This window comes from Nocardia sp. NPDC003482, from assembly GCF_053588115.1.
Map to the genome: position 1 here is coordinate 45480 of NZ_JBSFPI010000013.1, position 19680 is coordinate 65159.

Genomic DNA, 19680 nt, shown 5'->3' on the forward strand with positions numbered 1-19680 from the left:
GTGCGGGTGCGGCGGCGTCACCCGTACTCTGGCACCGCGCCGGGTTACCGTGACCGCCGACCGTCCGTTCCGCGAGAAGGGGAAAGCCTCGATGCCGTTGAGTCGCCGTCACGCCCTGGCCCTGGCCACCGGAGCCGTTGCGGCCCTGACCGTTCCGGCCCGCGCCGGGGCCCGTCCCGCCCCGGCGCCGACCGTCGCCCCGGTCGGTCCGGGGTTCCTGTGGGGAGTGGCCAGCGCCGGATTCCAGTGCGAAGGCTCCGCGCCCGACAGCAATTGGCGCCGTTACGTCGACGCCACCCCGAGCTACGACCGGTACGGCGACGCGGTCGACTTCTTCCACCGCTACCGCGACGATGTGGGTCTGGCCGCCGGGCTCGGCGCGGGGGTGTACCGGATCAGCGTGGAGTGGGCGCGGTTGCAGCCGCGGCCGGGGGAATGGGACGAGGCGGGCTTCGGCTTCTACGACGCGGTCATCGACGCGATCACCGCCGCCGGGATGCGCCCGATGCTGACCCTCGACCACTGGGTGTATCCGGGCTGGGCGGCCGAGCGCGGCGGCTGGGCGCATCCGGCGATGGTCACCGACTGGCTCGCCCACGCGCGAAAGGTCGTGGACCGCTACGCCTCTCGCGATCCGCTGTGGGTCACCTTCAACGAGCCCGCGGCGTACCTGCTCAACGAGACCACCAACGGCGGGCTGCCCGCCGCGGCGGTGCCGGTGATGCAGCAGGCCCTGGTGCGCGCGCACAACGACATCTACGACCACATCCACGCCGCGCAGCCGGGCGCGCTGGTCACCAGCAACCTCGCCTACATCGCGGGCACGGCCGAGCCGGTGGTCAACGGCCCGATGATCGACGCGATCGCCGCGCGCCTGGACTACGTCGGCATCGACTACTACTACGGGTTCAGCCCGCAGTCCATCGCACAGCTGTCCCCCGACGCGATGAAACAGCTCTGGACGCTGCCGTTGCAGCCGGAGGGCATCTACTACGCGCTCGACCATTACGCGCGCCGCTTCCCCGGCACACCGCTCTACCTCGTGGAGAACGGCATGCCCACCCGCGACGGGGAACCCCGCGCCGACGGCTACACCCGCGCCGACGACCTGCGCGACACCGTGTACTGGATCCAGCGCGCGCTCGCCGACGGCATCCCGGTCCTCGGCTACAACTACTGGTCGATCACCGACAACTACGAATGGGGCAGCTACACACCGCGTTTCGGGCTCTACACCGTCGACGTGCGCACCGACCCGACCTTGACCCGCCGCCCCACCGACGCCGTCGCGGCCTACCGCGACATCATCGCCGCGCGCGGCGTCCCCGCCGACTACCGCCCCACCCGCGCGCCCGCCGCCTGCTCCCTGGTGGACGCGCCCGACAGTTGCACCGACCCGGTGACCGTCCCTTGACCCGGATTCCGTTGGCGGCCGCCCGGTTTCGTCGGCCCGCCCGCTGCCCGTCCCCGGCGGGGCCTAGAGTGGACGCCGACGGCGCGGGCGGGTCGCGGCGGTGACGAAGGGGACAGCGGATGGCGATCGCCTTGCAGCGCACCGACGGCAGCGCCATCGACTTCCTGCTCCTGGGCGTGGGCTGGACACCCGTGACGCGCTGGAAGCTGTTGTCCAAGCGCACCGCCCGCGTGGACCTCAACGCGGTGGCGCTGCTGTACCGCGGGCCGTCGCTGGCCGAGGTGGTCTACCACGAGCAGATGACCTCCAGCGACGGCGCGGTCCGCCTGCACGGCGACAATCTCACGGGGGAAGGACCGGGCGACGACGAGGTCATCTCGATCGAACCCGGCCGTCTCGCCCCCGACATCACCCGTGTGTTCCTCGCGGTCGCCTGCTCCACCGGCGAGGCCACCGACCTGCGCGACGCCTACTGCCGCCTGCTCGACGGCGCCTCCAACGCCGAACTGCTGCGCTACCCCATCCACGACCGCATACATCCGGGACTGCTCATGGGCGCGCTCGTGCGCGCGCACCCGTGGCAGTTCCAGCAGATCGCCAGCCCGCTGTCGGCGCGGCACCCCGTCGACGTCGTGCCCCAGCTCGAGCGATACCTGCTGTGACACCCCGAGTGAACCCCGGGCGACCCACCGCCCGTATGACTCGGTGTGCCGCCCGCGCCGCGCCGTGAATTCGGATCGAGCCGAGCGGAATACTCGCCTCACACCGCGCCGGTTCCTACCGTGCGGAGGCACACTCGACCCATCCCACGCCGACTGGAGAATCAGCACCGATGACCGATTCTGCCCTGCCCGCCGACCCCACCGCCGACTGGAGCTTCGAGACCAAGCAGATCCACGTCGGCCAGCTGCCCGACGGCACCACCAACGCCCGCGCGCTGCCGATCTACCAGACCACCTCCTACACCTTCCGCGACACCAGCCACGCCGCGGCGCTGTTCGGGCTGGCCGAACCCGGCAACATCTACACCCGCATCATGAACCCCACCCAGGACGCCGTCGAACAGCGCCTGGCCGCCCTCGAGGGCGGGGTCGCGGCGCTGCTGCTGTCGTCGGGACAGGCCGCGGAGACCTTCGCGATCCTCAACCTCGCCGCCGCCGGCGACCACCTGGTGTCCAGCCCGCGCCTGTACGGCGGCACCTACAACCTGTTCCACTACACGCTGCCCAAGCTGGGCATCGAGGTCAGCTTCGTCGACGACCCCGACGACCTCGACCAGTGGCGGGCCGCGGTGCGCCCCAACACCAAGGCGTTCTACGGCGAGACGATCTCCAACCCGCAGAACCACATCCTCGACATCCCCGGCATCGCCGAGGTCGCCCACGCCGCGGGCGTCCCGCTCATCGTCGACAACACCGTCGCCACCCCGTACCTGATCCAGCCGCTGGCCCACGGCGCCGACATCGTCGTGCACTCGGCGACCAAGTACCTCGGCGGGCACGGCGCGGCCATCGCGGGCGTGCTCATCGACGGCGGCCGCTTCGACTGGACCGTCCGCGACGCCGACGGCAACCCGCGCTTCCCCGGCTTCACCGAACCCGACCCCAGCTACCACGGCGCGGTGTTCGCCGACCTCGGCGCGCCCGCCTACGCGCTCAAGGCCCGCGTGCAACTGCTGCGCGACCTCGGCTCGGCCATCGCCCCGTTCAACGCCTGGCTCATCAGCCAGGGCCTCGAGACGCTGAGCCTGCGCATCGAACGCCACGTCGCCAACGCCGAGGCCGTCGCGCGGTTCCTCACCGAACAGCCCGGCGTGGAGAAGGTCTACTACGCGGGCCTGGAATCCTCCCCCTGGTACGAACGCGGAAAGACGTTGGCCCCCAAGGGCGTCGGCGCCATCGTCGGCTTCGAGTTGTCCGGCGGCGTCGACGCGGGCAAACGCTTCGTCGAGGCCCTGACCCTGCACAGCCACGTCGCCAACATCGGCGACGTCCGCTCCCTGGTCATCCACCCCGCCTCCACCACCCACTCCCAACTCACCCCCGACGAACAACTCAACGCCGGCGTCACCCCGGGCCTGGTCCGCCTCGCCGTCGGCATCGAGGGCATCGACGACATCCTCACCGACCTGCGCGCCGGATTCGCCGCCGCCAGTTGATGTTTCGTGGGGCGCCCGCGCGGGCGCCCCACGACCCACCGATCACGAACCCGGTGCCACCGGATCCAGCCGGTACACGCACCGCGTCCCGGTGTAGATCGTCGGCATACACAGATTGCAGTGCACACACGCCGACGGCGTCGCCGCGTCGGCCTGGATGCGGTTCACCAGATCGGGTTCGCGCAGCAACGCGCGGCCCATCGCGACGAAATCGAAACCCTCGGCCATCGCGCGATTCATGGTGTCGCGGTTGGTGATTCCGCCCAACAGGATCAGCGGCATGGACAGTTCGCGGCGGAACTGGCGGGCCCGGTCGAGCAGATACGCCTCCTGATACGGATACTCGCGCAAGAAGAAGCGCCCCACCGCGCGCATCCCCCAGCGGGCGGGCACCGGCAGCGTCTTCGCGAACTCGCGACGAGGGGCGTCGCCGTGGAAATACAGCATCGGATTGAGCAGTGAACTGCCCGCGGTCAATTCGAGGGCGTCGAGCGCGCCGTCCGCCTCGAGCCACGCGGCCACCCGCAAAGACTCCGGGACGGTCAGGCCGCCGCGGAAACCGTCCTCCATATTGAGTTTCGCCGTCACCGCGAGCCGGTCGCCCACCGCGTCCCGCACCGCCCGCGCGATCTCCCGCGCCAGCCGCGCCCGATTGGCGAGACTGCCGCCGTACCGGTCCTTGCGGCGATTCAGCAGCGGGCTCAGAAACGAGCTCACCAGATAGCTGTGCCCGAAATGGATCTCCACCGCGTCGAATCCGGCCTGCTCGGCCAGCCGGGCCGCGTCGGCGTGCTGGGTGATCACCTCGGCCACCGCCGCCTCGTCGGGCACGTGCATCGGGCGCATCCCCAGCGGACTGAACAACCGGCTCGGCGCCAACGCCGGGGCCCGGTTCGACGCCGCGTTCGCCACCGGACCCGCGTGCCCGATCTGCGCGTTGGCCGCCGCGCCCGCCGCGTGCACCGCGTCGGTGAGCCGCCGCAACCCCGCCACCGCCTCCGGCCGCATCCAGATCTGATGCCGATCGGTCCGCCCGCCCGGCGCGACCGCGCAATAGGCCACTGTGGTCATCGCGACCCCGCCCGCGGCCATCTCCCGATGGAACGCGATCAGCTCGTCGGTCACCAGCGCGCGCGGCGTCCGGCCCTCGAACGTCGCCGCCTTGATCACCCTGTTACGCAAGGTGATCGGCCCCAGACGCGCGGGAGCGAACACCTCCCGGTTCTGCTCGGTCACCCCGAAAGTGAAACACGTTTCATTTCAGGTGGCAATCGTCCGCCGATCAGCGTCCTCCGCCTCGCGTCCCCGGGGGAAGCGCGCCGAGGACGGACACCGAGCAAATTCCTGGATTATCCCGCCGATCCGGTGTTACCCCCGTGATGTGGCCCACCGCGACACCGGGCCCCGCTCGACGAAGGACAATCCCGTGCTCACCACGAAATACATTGCAGGCGTACCCAATTGGCTCGACCTGGGCAGCCCCGACCCCGACACCGCCGCCACGTTCTACCACGAGGTGTTCGGCTGGGACACCCGCGACGCCGACCCGGACTCCGGCGGCTACACCTTCTTCACCCACGACGACGCCACCGTCGCCGCCCTCGGCCCCCTCACCGAGGACGACGCCGACCCCGCCTGGACCGTCTACTTCCACACCGACGACCCCGACGCCACCGCCACCGCCGCCGAACACGCCGACGGCGAGATCCGCCTCGCCCCCACCGACCTCCCCGGCGGCGGCCGCATCGCCGCCCTCACCGACCCGCAAGGCGCCCGCTTCGCCGTCCTACGACCCGCCGACGACCACGGCGGCCTCGACAAGGTCGGCGCCCCCGGCGCCCTCTGCTGGGTCCAACTGTCCAGCTGCGACGCCGCCGCCTTCGCCTTCTACCGCGACGTCTTCGAGTGGCGCACCGAGGCATTCGACGTCCCCGGCACCAGCTACACCCTGCTCGCCCCCGCCGACAGCGACCCGAAACAGGCCGCCTTCGGCCACGAACAACTCGCCCAGGGCGAACCCGCCCACTGGCTGCCCTACTTCTGGGTCGAGGACGTCGACACCACCCTCACCACCATCGAACACCACGGCGGCACCATCCTGCGCCCCGCCACCGACGCCGCCTACCTCGGCCCGATCGCGATCGCCGCCGACCCCAGCGGCGCCCGCTTCGCCCTCACCACACCGAAACCCGTGCGCGACTGACCATCTCACCCCGCCCGCGGCGACAACGCCACCTTCGCCGTGCGCCCCGGCCGCTCGGCCGCCGTCACCGCCGCACCGATATCGGCCAGCGGAAAACTCGTCTCGATCCCCATCCGCAACACCCCGCCCGCGGCCAGATTGAACAACTCCGCGAACAACCGGCCCCGCGCCTCCGCCCCGATCTCCTCACCCCGCCGAGCGGCCCAAAACCCCTTCACCACAGCCTGTTTGAAGATCACCGCCCCCGACCCGATCAGCATCGGCCGCCCCGACAGCGCCCCGAACGAGATCAGCTCACCCCGCTCGGCCAACAACTCCATCAACTCCCCCGCCGCCGCGCCACCGACCTGATCGACCGCCGCCACGATCGGCTCCCCGCCCGTCGCCTCGGCCACCCGCTCCTGCCACCCCGCCTGCTCGGTCACCACCACCGGGCCGAAACCCGCCGCCCGCAACGACTCCGCCGACGCCTCGCTCCGCACCAGACTCACCACCCCCACCCCACGCCGCTCCGCCAGCAGATTCAGCAACCGGCCCACCGCGCCACCCGCCGCGTTCACCGCGATCCACTGCCCGCGCTCGACCCCCAGATCCTCGAGCAACAACAACGCGCTGAACGGCATCGACACCAACTGACTCGCCGTCTCGTCGTCCACCGACTCCGGCACCGGCGCCACCGCCGCCGCCTCGGCCAGGAAATACTCCGCCCAGGTGCCCTGCGCACCCGCCACGGCCACCCGCTGCCCCACCTCCACATCGAACACACCCGGACCGACCGCATCGATCCGCCCGACCGCCTCGGTGCCCGGAATCGCGGGCAGCTCCGGCCGATACCCGTACACGCCCCGCACGATCGCCAGATCGTGATTGTGGATGGGCGACAACGACGTCAGCACCCGCACCTGCCCCGGACCCGGCTCCGGCACCGGCCACTCCGCCGCGGCCAACACCTCCTTCGGCTCCCCGAACCGGCCCAGAACCACCGCCCGCATATCCATCCCCGTCAGTCCTCGGCCACCACGAGCTCGACATCGATATTGCCGCGCGTCGCGTTCGAATACGGACACACCTGATGCGCCCGCTCGGTCAACTCCCGCGCCTGCTCCGGCGACACATGCGGCAACGTCACCTCGAGGGTCACCGTCAACCCGAAACCACCGTTGTCCAGCGTGCCGATCCCGACCTTCGCCCCGACCGCCGAATCATCGACATTCGCCTGCTCCTGCTTGCCGACCAATCGCAACGCCGAATGGAAACACGCCGCATACCCCGCGGCGAACAACTGCTCCGGATTCGTGCCCTGGCCCGAACCACCCATCTCCTTCGGAATCGCCAGCGCCACATCGACTTTCCCGTCGGTGGTGCGCGCGTGCCCGTTGCGGCCGTCCCCGGTCGCCAACGCCTCGGCGGTGTACACGACGTTCATGGCTGTTCTCCTATCGAATATGCGAATCGAGGGCCGCCGTCAAACGCCGCAGGGTCTCCCGCAGCGCGGTCAGCTCCTCGACGGACAGGCCGGTGGCGGTCAGCATCTCCAGCGGAATGCAGGCCGCGTCCGCACGCAACGCCGCACCCCGCTCGGTCAACCGGATCTCGACCCGGCGCTCATCGACCGCCGAACGACTCCGCTCCACCAACCCCGCCGCCTCCAACCGCTTCAACAGCGGCGACAACGTGCCCGAATCCAGCGACAGCGCGGCGCACAACTCGCCCACACCGCGCTCGTCCCGCTCCCACAGCACCAACATCACCAGATACTGCGGATACGTCAGCCCCAACGCCTCGAGCTTCGACCGATACACCGCCGTCATCGCCCGTTGGGCGGTGTACAGCGGGAAGCAGACCTGCTGGTCGAGGGTCAGGGGATCGGTCACGAGCAACAATCTATGACGCAATTGGATTGCGCGCAATATAAATCCGCGTGACCCAGCCCACCTCCCCCCACGACAAGGGCCCAACACCACGAAAGGTGTTGGGCCCCAATGTCTCTCACGACCTGCCGGTCAACTCCTGCGTGATAGCGTCCACGAAGTCGGGCAGATCATCGGGATTACGCGAGGTGATCAACGCCCACCCGCTCCCGTTCGAACGACACGCAGACTCGTCCACCCACTCCGCCCCCGCGTTGACGATATCGGTGCGCAACGACGGATACGACGTCAGCGTCTTCCCCGGCAGCACACCCGCCTCCACCAACGCCCACGGGCCGTGGCAGATCGCCGCGATCGGCTTACCCGCGTCGGTGAACTCGCGCACCAACGCCGTCGCACCCTCGGCAATGCGGAGCTTGTCCGCGTTCACCGTCCCGCCCGGGATCACCAGGATGTCGAAATCGCTCGCGTGCACGCCGTCCAACGCGGCCTGCGGCTGTTCGGTCGTATCGGGCTCGGTGTCGTGCTGGAAGGTCTGAACCTGCTCCTGCTTCACCGCGGCATGGGTCACCTCGGCCCCACGCTCACGCAACCGGTCCCGCGGCACCACGAGTTCGTCGTGCTCGACACCGGTATTGGACGTCACGATCAGGACCCGCTTGCCCTGAAGTTCTGCGGCCATGAGCTTCTCCTTTCGTGAACCACCCCCGCACTACCCGGCCCACACCGGGCCAAACGGCGTTTCACCAGGTCCGGCCCGGGTATACGAGCCACGTCGACCAGAAGGAGGAACCGCCGTGAGCGCCGCCGAATTCGTTCCCGACACCACCGACCTCGCCGCCCTGGCCGAGGCCGCCGACGGCTGCTGCGGCTGCGACCTCTATCGCGGCGCGACCCAGACCGTCTTCGGGGAGGGCCCCCGCGACGCGCACGTCGTCTTCGTCGGTGAACAACCCGGCGACCGCGAGGACCTCGCCGGACACCCCTTTGTTGGACCCGCGGGCCGCTTGCTCGACCGCGCCCTCGACGAGGTCGGCATCGACCGCGACACCGTCTACCTCACCAACGCGGTCAAACACTTCAAATTCACCGAACGCGGCAAGCGCCGCATCCATCAGCAACCGACCCGCGGCGAGATCACCGCCTGCGCCCCCTGGCTGTCCGCCGAACTCACCGCCATCCGCCCGGAACTCGTCGTCTGCCTCGGCGCGATCGCCGCCCGAGCGGTCCTCGGCCCCTCCTTCCGCGTCAGTCGCCAACGCGGACAGGTCATTTCGCTCGACGATCACCGGGCCATCGCCACCGTGCACCCCTCGGCCGTGCTGCGCTCCCCCGACCGCGAGGACGCCTACCGGCAGTTCGCCGCCGACCTCCGCGTCGCCCACGACGCCATGGCCCTGCACTGACCTATTCCAGCGCGGTCCCCATCATCACCCCGACCAGGGTCGTCACCAACCCCACCGCCAACACCCCCGCCGCCGCGATCGAGGCCCGCCGCCGATTCCCCTCGGACCGCCGCGCCACCGACACGCACCACGCCAGCGCCACCGCCGTCCCCGCGACGTGAATCCACACCAGATACCGCAACAAGGCGGTGGACGTCTCCGATCCGGGCGGCGCCTCCGGCTCGGGATCCGGCAACTGCGCCAACACCGCGTCCTGCACTGCGCTGAGACTCATGTCGGGCCCGTCCTTCCGACCGCCCGGCCCCGGCGTGTCGCCGGGTACTCCCAGGAGGATTCCACCGACGCGCGAGCAGCAAACGGACAGCATCCAGAATTCCGTCTGCGGCTCGGCTCAGGGCCTTCTCCTCATTGCGGTTCTTTATGAGGCGCCTTGGTTCGGGTGTCGCGTTCGCCTGACACGCTACGAATTTTCATGTTTAGATTCGCATATGTGAGTATCGGTATTGAATTTACTACCGCTGCAGCCTGTTTGCTCTAGCCGCAAGCGTCAGTTCCGCACGGCCACTTGGTTTTTCGCCGACTCTCCCCTACTCCCGAAACCAGGCAGCCACCAGTTCCACTCCCCCAACAGCCGCATGAAGGCGGGCACGAGAACCATCCGCACCACCACGGCGTCCAGGGTGACCGCGACGGCGAGGGCGAAGCCGATCTCCTTCAGCTCCAACACATTCGCGCTCACGAAGCTGCCGAAGATGACGACCATGATGGCCGCCGCCGCGGTAATGGGACGCGCCGTGTGCTCGATGCCCTCGGCGACCGCGGCCTGATTGGCCTCGGAGCCGCTCTCCCCCGCGGCGTCCCAGCGCTCCTTCATCCGGCGGATGAGGAACACCTCGTAATCCATCGACAGTCCGAACAGGATGACGAAGACCATGCAGGGCAGGAACACCTGAAGATAGCCGGGGCTGTGGAAGCGCAGCAACGACTCGCCCCACCCCCATTGGAAGACCGCGACCGTCAGGCCCAGGGCCGCACCGGTGGCCAGCAGATTCATCGCTATCGCCTTGAGCGGCAACACGATACTGCGGAACGCCACGACCAGGAAGGCGAACGACACGACGAGGACGAAGGCGATCACCCACGGCAGCCCGCGCGTGATCTGGACGGAGAAGTCCGCCAGACCCGCGTTCGTCCCGCCGACCGCGACATCGATCGCGGGCAGTTCCCGCGCCCGGTCCCGCAGATCGCGCACCAGGCTGTCGGCGCGCGGATCGTCGAGGGCGGCCGTGGGCACGACGATCACCAGCGCCCGCCCGTTCGCCCGCTGCTGAATCGAGGTCGCCACCCGATCGTCGCCGCGGAATCCCGCCACGAGCCGATCCAGTTGCGCCGCGCCCTCGCGACCCAGTTCCGTATCCCCCGGCCCGGTCACCACGACCTCGATCGGGGCCATCGTGCCCGGCGGGAACTTCGCCGCGACCGTCTGCGCGGCCGCCCCCGCGCGGCGATCCGCCAGACTCCCGATACCCATGTTCAACCCGTAGTCGATCCGCAGCAGGGGCAGCGCCGCGACCACCAGCACCGCCGTCGCCGCCAGACCGAACACCACCGGACGACGCATCACCATCCGCGCCCAGCGATACCAATTGCCGTGCCGCGCCGCGCTTTCCGCGGAGACCGCCGCGGGTCGCAGGCGGGCGGGCAACGCGCCGCGGTTGACGGCCGGACCCAGTTCGGCGAGCAGCGCGGGCAGCAACACCATGGCGACGGCGAGCGTGCCGAGCACCGCGACCGACACCGCCAGGGCCAACCCCCGGAACGTCGACGCGCGAATGACGGTCAGCGCGATCACCGAGACGGCCACGATCACCCCCGACGCGAGGACCGTCCGCCCGGCGGTGTTCATGGCGATGCCGACGGCCCGCACCACGCCCGGATCGTCGCGGCGGGTCACCCCGGCCCGCGCGAGTTCCTCGCGGTAGCGGCTGACCACGAACATCGCGTAGTCGATTCCGATGCCGAGCCTGATCATCGACGCCATCGAATTCATCAGCACATCGATGCCCGTCCCGAAGGACAGCAGGAACAGCACACCGTTGACCAGCAGAATCCCCGCCAGCCCCACACCCACCGGCACCGCCGCGGCCACCAGCGCGCCCAGCGCCACGACCATCACCAACAGGGCCACGGGCAGACCGATCGCCTCCGCGCGGGTCAGGTCGCCGCGTTCGACCGCCGCGAGATCGTTCTGCAACGGCAGATACCCCGTGGCCGCGACATCGATGCCGGGCGGCGCGGAGCGAGCCAGCCGGTCCTGGATCTCGGCCACCCGCGCGGCCCGCTCGCGCGGCGGCCCGGACATTCCGATGAGCGCGAGGGCGGTGTGCCCGTCGGCGGAGATCTGCCCGCCGCTGTCGTACGGTCCGAGGACACCGGTGATCCCGTCGGTCCCGCGCAGCGTGGCGAGCGCGGCGTCGACGGTCGCGCGGTAGCCCGGATCGGACGCGGGCAGCGTGGCCGAATCGAAGACGATCAGATCCTGTTCGTCGCCCAGATTCGGAAAGTGTTGGCGCACAAGCTCACCCGCGCGCAGGTACTCGGCGTGGTCGGGATTGAAATCCGGTGCCTGCACGCGGGATTCGAGCGCGGGATAGGCCACCGCGCACGCCGCGAGCAGCACCACCCACACCGCGAGCACCGCCCGCCGATGCCGCGCGACGAACTCGCCCCACCGCGCCGCGAGCCCCGTCGGCCGCTCGACCGTCTCGATCACGCTCATGTCGCCTCCGCCTATGAACCCGTGCCGCAACCGGATTCGCTCCCCGCGTCGGACCCTACCCGGCTCCACGCGCGCGGACGACATACCGCGGTCCGAGTCGAAACCGATACCTTGGTAGGAGCGTTCTCGCCCGACTCATCCATTACGGTGTCCGCTATGGCGCTCATCGAGATCGAAGATCTGCCCGCCCGCACCGTCGACGTGCTCCGCCGCCGTGCCCGCGCGGCGGGTCTCGCGCCGGTCGATTACGTTCGCCGCGAACTGATCGCACTCGCCGGTCGTCGCGTGCCGATCGACGCGGTGGTCGAGTTCCTGGCGGCGGAGCGGCCCGACGACCTTGCGGCGCAACCCGATTCGGCCGCGACGGCGTTGATCGAGGCCTACGAGCTGCCCGTCGAGGCGTGGACCGTGCTCGCGCGCCGGGCCGCCGCGGCGGGGGTGACGCTGAGCGATCACGTGCACGCCGAACTGGTCGCGATGGCGCGCCGCAGCACGATCGACGATCTCATGTTCGAGTTCGAGGAAGCGCAGCAACGCGATCCGAGTCTGCGCATCGATATGGCGGCCATCCGTGAATCGTTGCGGTACGTGCGCGGCGAATAGGTTCGCGTTCTCAGCGTTTTCCCAGCCGACGGTCAGCGCGCTCACCGGGTGGCGTGCGACGCTCCCGCGGTGACAGCGACCATCGCCGAAACCACGCCATCCGAATCGCCCGATTCTCCCGCGAGCGGCCTACCGCCCGCCCGGCCCGTCGAACGGGTCGGCCTGGCGGTGCTGCTGCTCGCGACGGCGGGCGCCTACCTGTGGAACATCACCGTCAACGGGATGGGCAACTCCTTCTACGCCGCCGCCACGTGGGCGGGCTCACGGGATTGGCAGGCGCTGCTGTTCGGATCGCTGGACCCCGGCAATTTCATCACCGTCGACAAACCGCCGCTGTCGCAATGGATCATGGGTCTGTCGGGGCAGCTGTTCGGTTTCGGCAGCGCGAGCATGCTGGTGCCGCAGGCGCTCATGGCGGTGGCGGCGGTGGCGTTGCTGTACGCGACCGTGACCCGGGCGACCGGCAGCCGCGGCGCGGGCCTGCTCGCCGGATTCGCGCTCGCCGCGACGCCGGTGGTGGCGTTGATGTTCCGGTTCGACAATCCGGACGCGGTCATGGTGCTGCTGATGACCGCGGGCGCGTACTGCACCGTCCGGGCGCTGGCCACCGCGGCCCCCGGCTGGCTCGTCCTGGCCGGTGCCGCACTGGGTTTCGCGTTCCTGGCCAAGATGCTCGAGGGTCTGATGGCGCTGCCCGCGCTGGCGCTGGCCTATCTGATCGTCGCGCCGACCACGCTCGGCAAGCGGATCCTGCACCTGCTGGCCGCGGCGGGGTCGCTGGTGATCTCGGCCGGGTGGTACGTGGTGCTGACCATGGTGTGGCCGGAGTCGTCGCGGCCGTATCTGGCCGGGTCCAAGGACAACACGTTCATGGATCTGGTGCTCGGCTACAACGGGTTCGCCCGGTATCTCGGTCAGAATCATCGGGGGCACAACCCTTTTCAGTTGCCGGAGGGATATCGGTTCCCGCAGCAGGGGCCGGGCGGCGGCGGGTTCGGCGGTTTCGGTTCCGGCCCGACGCGCCTGTTCACCGGGGAGATCGGGTTCGAGATCTCGTGGCTGCTCCCGGCCGCGGCGCTGGCGTTCGTCCTCGTGCTCGTCGCGCGGCGCGGTCGCGGTCGCACCGACCTGGTGCGGGGCGCGGCGCTGGTGTTCGGGCTGTGGCTGCTCATCGACGGCATCGCGTTCTCGGCGATGAAGGGCGGGATGCACGCCTACTACACCCTCGCCATCGCCCCGGCGGTGGCCGGATCCTTCGCGCTCGGGGTGCACGAGATGTGGCGGCTGCGCGCGACCGCGCTGGGTCGTCTCGGGGCGGCGGGGCTCGTACTGTGTTGTGGCGGTTGGGGTTTCGTGGTGCTCGGCCGGAACGCGGCGTGGCAGCCGTGGTTGCGGTGGACGGTGCTCGCCGTGTCGGTGATCGCGGCGGTGTGGTTGTTGGGCGCGCTGGTGTCGGCGTGGCCGCGGCGACTGTCCGGGGTGGCGCTCGTCGTGGGGCTCCTGGCCGGGCTCGCGGGGTCGACCGCGTACGCGGGAGCCACACTGCCGCAGGCGCATACCGGTGGCAGCCCGACGGTGGGTCCGGCACGACCCGAGCGGCCCGGGGCATTGGGCGGATTCCGGCAGGAGATCGCGCTGTTCACCGGCACCGGCGCGGTCGATCCGAGGCTGGTGGACATGTTGCGCGCGACCCACACCCGATGGTCGGCGGCCATCGACCGCTCCTCCCCCGCCGCCGGACTCGAACTGGCCAGTCGCACACCGGTGGTGGCCATCGGCGGATTCACCTCCGAGGATCCGGTGCCGACCCTGCCGCGATTCCAGGACATGGTGCGCGACCACGAGATCACCTACTATCTCGCGCCGGAGGTGCGCTTGCCCGATTCCTGGCGCGTGCCGAATCACGCGAATCCGGCGCCCGCGCAAGCGGATCCGGACGCCGGGTGGTGGCGACCGGTGGGGAACAAGGCCATCTACGACTGGGTAGCGGCACACTATCCGGTCCAGCACCTGCCGGGACTCGCGGTCTACGACCTCACCACGCCCGCGCACTGAGCGGTTGCGGGCGTGTCGCCCGCCACACTCGGTAGCGTCGTAGCCGTGGATGTGCTCGCGGAGATGCTCCAGGGAATCCGCGCGGAGGGATCGTTGCTGTGGCGGGCCGATCGCCAGTCACCGTGGTCGTGGCTGGCGGATCGGTCCGCGCCGCTGACCCTCTACGCGGTGTTGCACGGCCACGCGTCGCTCAGCCGCGGCGCCGATGCCGACGAGTTGCGCGCGGGCGATATCGCCCTCATCCGCGGCGGCGCGGACCGCGCGCACGGGCACTGCGCGACATTGCGGGCGCCCGCGCCGGGCCACGGCCCGCGCGCGGTGGTGATCGCCGGAACCTACGGCAGCACCGATCTCGCCGGCCGCAGGCTGCTCGACGCGTTGCCCGAATACGTCTGTGTCACAGCCGAGTCCGGCACCTCGCCCGCGCTGGCACTGCTGGACGAGGAGATCGACACCATCGGCCCGGCCCGGCAGGTGGTGCGCGACCGGCTGCTGGTGTCGTTGCTCGCGCACACGCTGCGGGCGTGGCTGGCGGGCGCGGAGCCGGATTCGCCGGGATGGCATGCGGCGCTGGGGGATCCGGTGGTGGCACGCATCCTCTACGCGATCCACTCCAGTCCGGGTCATCCGTGGACGGCCGAATCGCTGGCCGCGCACGCGGCGGTGTCGCGCGCGACGCTGTATCGCCGCTTCATCGCCCTGTTCGGCGAGTCGCCGCTGTCGTATCTGACCAGTCGGCGGATGACCCTCGCCGCCGGGCTGCTGGCGGGCGGCGAACCGGTGGCCGCGGTCGCGCGGAAGGTCGGCTACACCAATCCCTTCGCGTTCAGCACCGCCTTCCGCCGCCATCACGGCAGGCCGCCGCGCAGCCTGCATCCGCAGGACCGGATCTGCTGATCCGGCCGGGACGGCACGCCGCGCGCCGATCTCGAGCCTGGGGCGTGGCCCGGCAGGTCGGCGCGAGGAGGGACGGTCTCCGCGCTCGTCCCTCGGCCTGAGCGCGCGACACGCCGAAGCGCGACACGGCAAGAAGCTATCGCGTAGCTACTGTTGCTGGAATGCGACAGTCAACGCATCGGCGGCTCGTGGCGGCGGGGGTCGCGCTGGCTTCCCTGCTGACGACCGGCGTGGTGGCGGCCGCCGCCCCCGCACCGGGCGCGGGCGCGCTGCCGTCCTTGGGCGAGGATTTCCTCTGGGGTGTGGCCGCGTCGGGCTTCCAGTCCGAAGGCGCCGCGCCCGAAAGCAATTGGACCCGGTACATCGCCTCCGGCGCGGTCGAGCCGTACCAGGATTCGGTGCGGTTCCTCGATCGATACGCCGCCGACATCGACCGCGCCGCGCGGCTGGGCGCGAAGGTCTTCCGCATCAGCGTGGAATGGGCTCGGGTGCAACCGGATCCGGACGGCTGGGACGACGCGGCCTTCGCCCGCTACGACGCGATGGTCGACGCGATCATCGCCGCCGGGATGCGCCCGATGCTCACCCTCGATCACTGGGTGTACCCGGCCTGGGCCGCCGACCGCGGCGGCTGGCGCGATCCGGGCATGGTCGACGCGTGGCTGGCCAACGCCCGCAAGGTGGTGGAGCACTTCGCCGCCCGCGACCCGATCTGGGTGACGATCAACGAGCCGGGCGCCTACCTGGGCACCGAGCGGCGGATCGGCGCGCTCACCGACGAGCAGTGGCCCGAGGCGATGGACCGGCTGGCGCAGGCGCACAACGCCATCTACGACGACATCCATCGCGTCCAGCCCGGCGCGTGGGTCACCAGCAACATCGGTTTCGTGCCGGGCGCGGAGACCGAGGTGAATCAGCCGTTCGTCGACAAGGTGCGCGACAAACTCGACTTCATAGGCGTCGACTACTACTTCGGCCCCGACCCCGGACCACGGGACGGGGCCACCGCGGCGGGGGCGCCGGAGATGTGGAATCTGCCCCTGCAAACCGAAGGCATCTATTACGCGCTGCGACACTACGCCCGGCAGTTTCCCGGCAAACCCCTGTACGTGGTCGAGAACGGGATGCCGACGGAGAACAACGAGCCGCGCCCGGACCACTACACCCGCGCCGACCACCTGCGCGACACGATCTACTGGTTGCAGCGGGCCAAGGCCGACGGCATGAACGTCATCGGCTACAACTACTGGAGCCTCACCGACAACTACGAATGGGGTTCCTACACACCACGTTTCGGGCTCTACACGGTGAACGTGGTCGACGATCCGCAGCTCGTGCGGCATCCCACCGACGCGGTGGAGGTGTACGCCACGCTGGCCCGCGACGGCGGAGTACCCGCGAACTATCATCCGACCCGCCCGCCGGTGTCCTGCTCGCAGGTCGATCCGCCCGACAGCTGCACCGAACCGGTCGATCCGGTGGAACGGTAGCCCCGCCGTGCCCCCGGTTCCGGCGCCCATGCTCGCCGTCGCGGGACGGCCGCCGGAGGGCGCGGGGCGGGACTGGGCGATCGAGATGAAATGGGACGGCGTGCGTTCGGTGACCCGCTGCGGCGGCGGCAGCTGCCAATTCACCAGCCGCAACGGACGCGACGTCACCCGGGCGTATCCGGAACTGGCCGAGGCGGTCGCGGCGGTGGCGGGCCGGCGCGACCTGCTCGTGGACGGGGAGATCGTGGCCCTGGACCCCGCGACGGGCGCGCCCTCGTTCGCGCGGCTGCAACACCGCATGCATGTGGTCCGCCCGGGCCCGGCGCTCATCGCGGACTATCCGGTGCAGTTCTTCGTGTTCGACCTGCTCGCATCCGAGGGAACCTCGCTGCTACGGCTGCCCTACACCGAGCGACGCGCCCGCCTCGACAAACTCTCCCTTTCCGGCCCGTCGGTGCAGGTGCCGCCGTACTGGATCGACGTCGACGCGGACACGATGCTGAAGCTGGCCGCCGACCACGCGCTGGAAGGCATTGTGTGCAAACGCCTCACATCGATCTACGAACCCGGCCGCCGCTCCCCCGCGTGGATCAAGACACCCCTGCGCCGCACGACCGAGGCCGTGGTGGCCGGCTGGAGCCCCGGCAGCGGCCGATTCCACCCAACCTTCGGCTCCCTGATCCTCGGCGCACACGACGCAGAGGGGCAGTTACTGCACATCGGCAATGTCGGCACCGGTTTCACGGTCGCCGACCGGCGGGTCCTACGCCGCACCCTCGACGAATTGGCCCGCCCGACAACACCGTTCGACATCCCGCCGCCCCGCACGGTCACCGCGGTGGCGCACTGGGTCGAGCCGGTACTGGTCGCGGATATCGAGTATCGCGAGTACGCGGGGGATGGGCTGCGCCATCCGAGTTGGCGGGGGTTGCGGGACGACAAGTCACCGAGCGAGGTGACGGTGCCTTCCTAGAGCCACGCTCAGGGCGTGCCGTTCCGCACCGGATAGTGGATGACGACCGCCCCACCGGTGGCATAGTTGGCGACATCCGCGGCCACCCGCCGCCCCTCCGGCGACTCCCGCGCCGCGGTCATAGCGGCGGCATCGGCGAACTCGGCCTCGAAGACCGCGAAGTACGGCGTCTCCCCCTCCGTAGCCGCCACCTCGAAGCTGTAGCGCCACGCGAGCAGTCCGGGCATCCGCGCGACCAGCGGAAGATGGGTGTTCACGTAGTACTCGCGGAAGTGGTCGGGATCGGCGGGCTCGGGATACAGAACCACCAACTTGTGCACGACAACCTCCGTTCAGCGTGAGGTGGACAGTAGATCAGGCCCACACCAAGATCAAGCGCATTACGGACGACCCAATCTCCGGCCACACCCAACCCTCCCTCGATACACGAGAGCCGTTGTAGCACAGAGGATCTCGGCGACCACCCTCGCCGCCGAGGCGTTGCCCAGGCGGTACGGACCGGGCTGGTTCAGCGCGCCGACCCGGCGGTCGCGTCAGATCGTCAGCACCGCCTTGCCGCGCACGGTTCGCGCCTCGAACGCCTCCGGTGTCTTCGTCCAGTCCATGTGGGCATTCCAGCCTCGCGCGTATCCGAAGAAGTCGGCGAGGTGGATCCGGGCGCTGTCGTGGGATACGCCGTCGTCGTCGGTAACGTCACGAACTGTGGTCGACAACGTGGAAGTGCGGGCTGCCGGACTGTTGACCGTCGGCGACGATCACGAGATCTACTGGGAGGAGTCGGGAAACCCCGACGGTATCCCCGCCGTGTACCTGCACGGTGGTCCGGGTGGCGGCCTCGGGACCGGTGCCTACCGAAACAAGTTCGCCCCGGCGCGGTTCCGCATCATCGGCTTCGACCAGCGCGGCTGCGGGCGATCGACGCCGCGCGCGACCGCTCCGGACTACAACCTGGACCAGAACACGACACCCCATCTCATCGAGGACATCGAGCGGATTCGCGAACACCTCCACATCGATCGGTGGCTGGTCAACGGCGTCTCGTGGGGTTCGACACTGGCACTGGCCTACGCACAGGCTCATCCCGAGCGGGTCCACGGCATGGTGCTGATGGCGGTCACCACCACCGACCGCTTCGCCGTGGATTGGATAACGGAAACGGTGGGCGCGGTCTATCCCGAAGCCTGGGACCGCCTGGCCACCCATGCCGAGCAGGCGGGCATCGGCTACCGGCGCGGCAACGGCCGCCTCATCGAGGCTTACGCCCAGCTGATGACCCACGCCGATCCGGCGGTCCGAAGCGCGGCATCCCGCGCCTGGACGGAGTGGGAGGACCACCACATCGCGATCGGAACCGGTGGCGTACAACGAAACCCCCGCTGGGAAGACGACGAGTTCCGGGACCTCTTCGCGACCCTGGTCACCCACTACTGGGCCCACGACGGATTCCTCACACCGCCGATCCTCGACCGCATGGAGCGCCTGCACGGCATCCCGGCCACCCTGATCCACGGCCGTCACGATGTCAGCGGCCCCGCCGTGCTGGCCTGGCGACTACACCGCGCCTGGCCCGCAAGCGAACTCATCATCGACGAAGGCGAAGGCCATGGCGGCCCGGCAATGGTCCAGGCGTGGCGGGCCGCGAACACGCGCCACGCCGACAGGATCGACACCGAGCGGACCATCCGACAGTAACTGTCCAGCGGACACCTATCGCTGCCAGTTGGCTGCCCCCGATTGGTGCCGGATACACAGGGGTCCTATTCGATATAACGCAGCCCCGTGCGGAGCGGTGTCGCGGTGGACCACGAAGGCGTAGTTCCGCTGATTCGGA

Annotated in this window: 20 protein-coding genes; 11 read left to right on the top strand and 9 right to left on the bottom strand. The window is 69.9% G+C overall.

Features of this window, described 5'->3' with window-relative positions; all coding sequences use genetic code 11:
* Positions 1–91: 91 nt before the first annotated feature.
* The 3 genes from ACWDSJ_RS21195 (at position 92) to ACWDSJ_RS21205 (ending at position 3572) form a co-directional block, all read left to right on the top strand.
* Positions 92–1414, top strand: coding sequence for a glycoside hydrolase family 1 protein (locus ACWDSJ_RS21195; RefSeq protein WP_450033727.1), 1323 nt, complete (start codon positions 92–94; stop codon positions 1412–1414).
* Positions 1415–1533: 119 nt separating this feature from the next.
* Entirely contained in the window at positions 1534–2076 is a 543-nt protein-coding gene (locus ACWDSJ_RS21200) for a TerD family protein (RefSeq protein ID WP_450033728.1), read from the top strand.
* 170 nt (positions 2077–2246) lie between these two features.
* Positions 2247–3572, top strand: coding sequence for a bifunctional o-acetylhomoserine/o-acetylserine sulfhydrylase (locus ACWDSJ_RS21205; protein ID WP_387370177.1), 1326 nt, complete (start codon positions 2247–2249; stop codon positions 3570–3572).
* Between the two features lie 42 nt (positions 3573–3614).
* Here ACWDSJ_RS21205 and ACWDSJ_RS21210 read toward each other — a convergent pair whose 3' ends face one another.
* Positions 3615–4808, bottom strand: coding sequence for an NADH:flavin oxidoreductase (locus tag ACWDSJ_RS21210; RefSeq protein WP_450033730.1), 1194 nt, complete (start codon positions 4806–4808; stop codon positions 3615–3617).
* 190 nt (positions 4809–4998) lie between these two features.
* Between ACWDSJ_RS21210 and ACWDSJ_RS21215 the strand changes: the two genes are divergently transcribed.
* Positions 4999–5775 (top strand): VOC family protein, encoded by a 777-nt coding sequence (locus ACWDSJ_RS21215; RefSeq protein ID WP_450033731.1) that lies wholly within the window; start codon positions 4999–5001, stop codon positions 5773–5775.
* Positions 5776–5780: 5 nt separating this feature from the next.
* Here ACWDSJ_RS21215 and ACWDSJ_RS21220 read toward each other — a convergent pair whose 3' ends face one another.
* The 4 genes from ACWDSJ_RS21220 to ACWDSJ_RS21235 all read right to left on the bottom strand — a co-directional run bounded on the left by ACWDSJ_RS21220 (position 5781) and on the right by ACWDSJ_RS21235 (position 8328).
* Positions 5781–6773 carry an alcohol dehydrogenase catalytic domain-containing protein gene (locus tag ACWDSJ_RS21220; RefSeq protein WP_450033732.1) on the bottom strand — a complete coding sequence of 331 codons (993 nt, stop codon included), beginning with the start codon at positions 6771–6773 and terminating at the stop codon, positions 5781–5783.
* Positions 6774–6778: 5 nt separating this feature from the next.
* Positions 6779–7201: an organic hydroperoxide resistance protein gene (locus ACWDSJ_RS21225; protein ID WP_450033733.1), complete on the bottom strand. Its 423-nt coding sequence runs from the start codon at positions 7199–7201 to the stop codon at positions 6779–6781.
* Positions 7202–7211: 10 nt separating this feature from the next.
* Entirely contained in the window at positions 7212–7649 is a 438-nt protein-coding gene (locus tag ACWDSJ_RS21230) for a MarR family winged helix-turn-helix transcriptional regulator (RefSeq protein ID WP_387370188.1), read from the bottom strand.
* Between the two features lie 115 nt (positions 7650–7764).
* Positions 7765–8328 carry a type 1 glutamine amidotransferase domain-containing protein gene (locus ACWDSJ_RS21235; RefSeq protein ID WP_387370190.1) on the bottom strand — a complete coding sequence of 188 codons (564 nt, stop codon included), beginning with the start codon at positions 8326–8328 and terminating at the stop codon, positions 7765–7767.
* Between the two features lie 115 nt (positions 8329–8443).
* Between ACWDSJ_RS21235 and ACWDSJ_RS21240 the strand changes: the two genes are divergently transcribed.
* On the top strand, positions 8444–9052 hold the full coding sequence (locus ACWDSJ_RS21240) for a UdgX family uracil-DNA binding protein (protein WP_450033734.1): 609 nt from the start codon (positions 8444–8446) through the stop codon (positions 9050–9052).
* Position 9053: 1 nt separating this feature from the next.
* On the opposite strand, the gene ACWDSJ_RS21245 is transcribed toward ACWDSJ_RS21240, so the two are convergent.
* Entirely contained in the window at positions 9054–9326 is a 273-nt protein-coding gene (locus ACWDSJ_RS21245; RefSeq protein ID WP_450033735.1) for a hypothetical protein, read from the bottom strand.
* 273 nt (positions 9327–9599) lie between these two features.
* Positions 9600–11831 carry an MMPL family transporter gene (locus ACWDSJ_RS21250; RefSeq protein WP_450033736.1) on the bottom strand — a complete coding sequence of 744 codons (2232 nt, stop codon included), beginning with the start codon at positions 11829–11831 and terminating at the stop codon, positions 9600–9602.
* 156 nt (positions 11832–11987) lie between these two features.
* Here ACWDSJ_RS21250 and ACWDSJ_RS21255 point away from each other — a divergent pair, with 156 nt between their 5' ends.
* The 5 genes from ACWDSJ_RS21255 (at position 11988) to ligD (ending at position 17849) form a co-directional block, all read left to right on the top strand.
* Positions 11988–12434 (top strand): hypothetical protein, encoded by a 447-nt coding sequence (locus ACWDSJ_RS21255; protein ID WP_450033737.1) that lies wholly within the window; start codon positions 11988–11990, stop codon positions 12432–12434.
* Between the two features lie 69 nt (positions 12435–12503).
* A complete protein-coding gene (locus tag ACWDSJ_RS21260) occupies positions 12504–14489 on the top strand; it encodes an ArnT family glycosyltransferase (protein ID WP_450033738.1) in 1986 nt (661 codons plus the stop codon).
* Positions 14490–14534: 45 nt separating this feature from the next.
* The gene (locus ACWDSJ_RS21265; RefSeq protein ID WP_450033740.1) at positions 14535–15386 is read left to right on the top strand and encodes an AraC family transcriptional regulator; all 852 of its coding nucleotides are present in this window, start codon (positions 14535–14537) and stop codon (positions 15384–15386) included.
* Between the two features lie 161 nt (positions 15387–15547).
* Complete coding sequence (locus ACWDSJ_RS21270) at positions 15548–16876, top strand: family 1 glycosylhydrolase (protein ID WP_450033741.1); 1329 nt, start codon at positions 15548–15550, stop codon at positions 16874–16876.
* A 28-nt stretch (positions 16877–16904) separates the two neighbouring features.
* Complete coding sequence (gene ligD, locus ACWDSJ_RS21275) at positions 16905–17849, top strand: non-homologous end-joining DNA ligase (protein WP_450033939.1); 945 nt, start codon at positions 16905–16907, stop codon at positions 17847–17849.
* 8 nt (positions 17850–17857) lie between these two features.
* On the opposite strand, the gene ACWDSJ_RS21280 is transcribed toward ligD, so the two are convergent.
* A complete protein-coding gene (locus ACWDSJ_RS21280; protein WP_387370206.1) occupies positions 17858–18169 on the bottom strand; it encodes an EthD family reductase in 312 nt (103 codons plus the stop codon).
* A 213-nt stretch (positions 18170–18382) separates the two neighbouring features.
* Positions 18383–18562 (bottom strand): hypothetical protein, encoded by a 180-nt coding sequence (locus tag ACWDSJ_RS21285; RefSeq protein WP_450033743.1) that lies wholly within the window; start codon positions 18560–18562, stop codon positions 18383–18385.
* On the opposite strand from ACWDSJ_RS21285, the gene pip reads away from it, so the two are divergent.
* Positions 18552–19541, top strand: a complete 990-nt coding sequence (gene pip / locus ACWDSJ_RS21290) for a prolyl aminopeptidase (protein WP_450033744.1) — start codon at positions 18552–18554, stop codon at positions 19539–19541. The genes ACWDSJ_RS21285 and pip overlap by 11 nt on opposite strands.
* Positions 19542–19680: the final 139 nt, after the last annotated feature.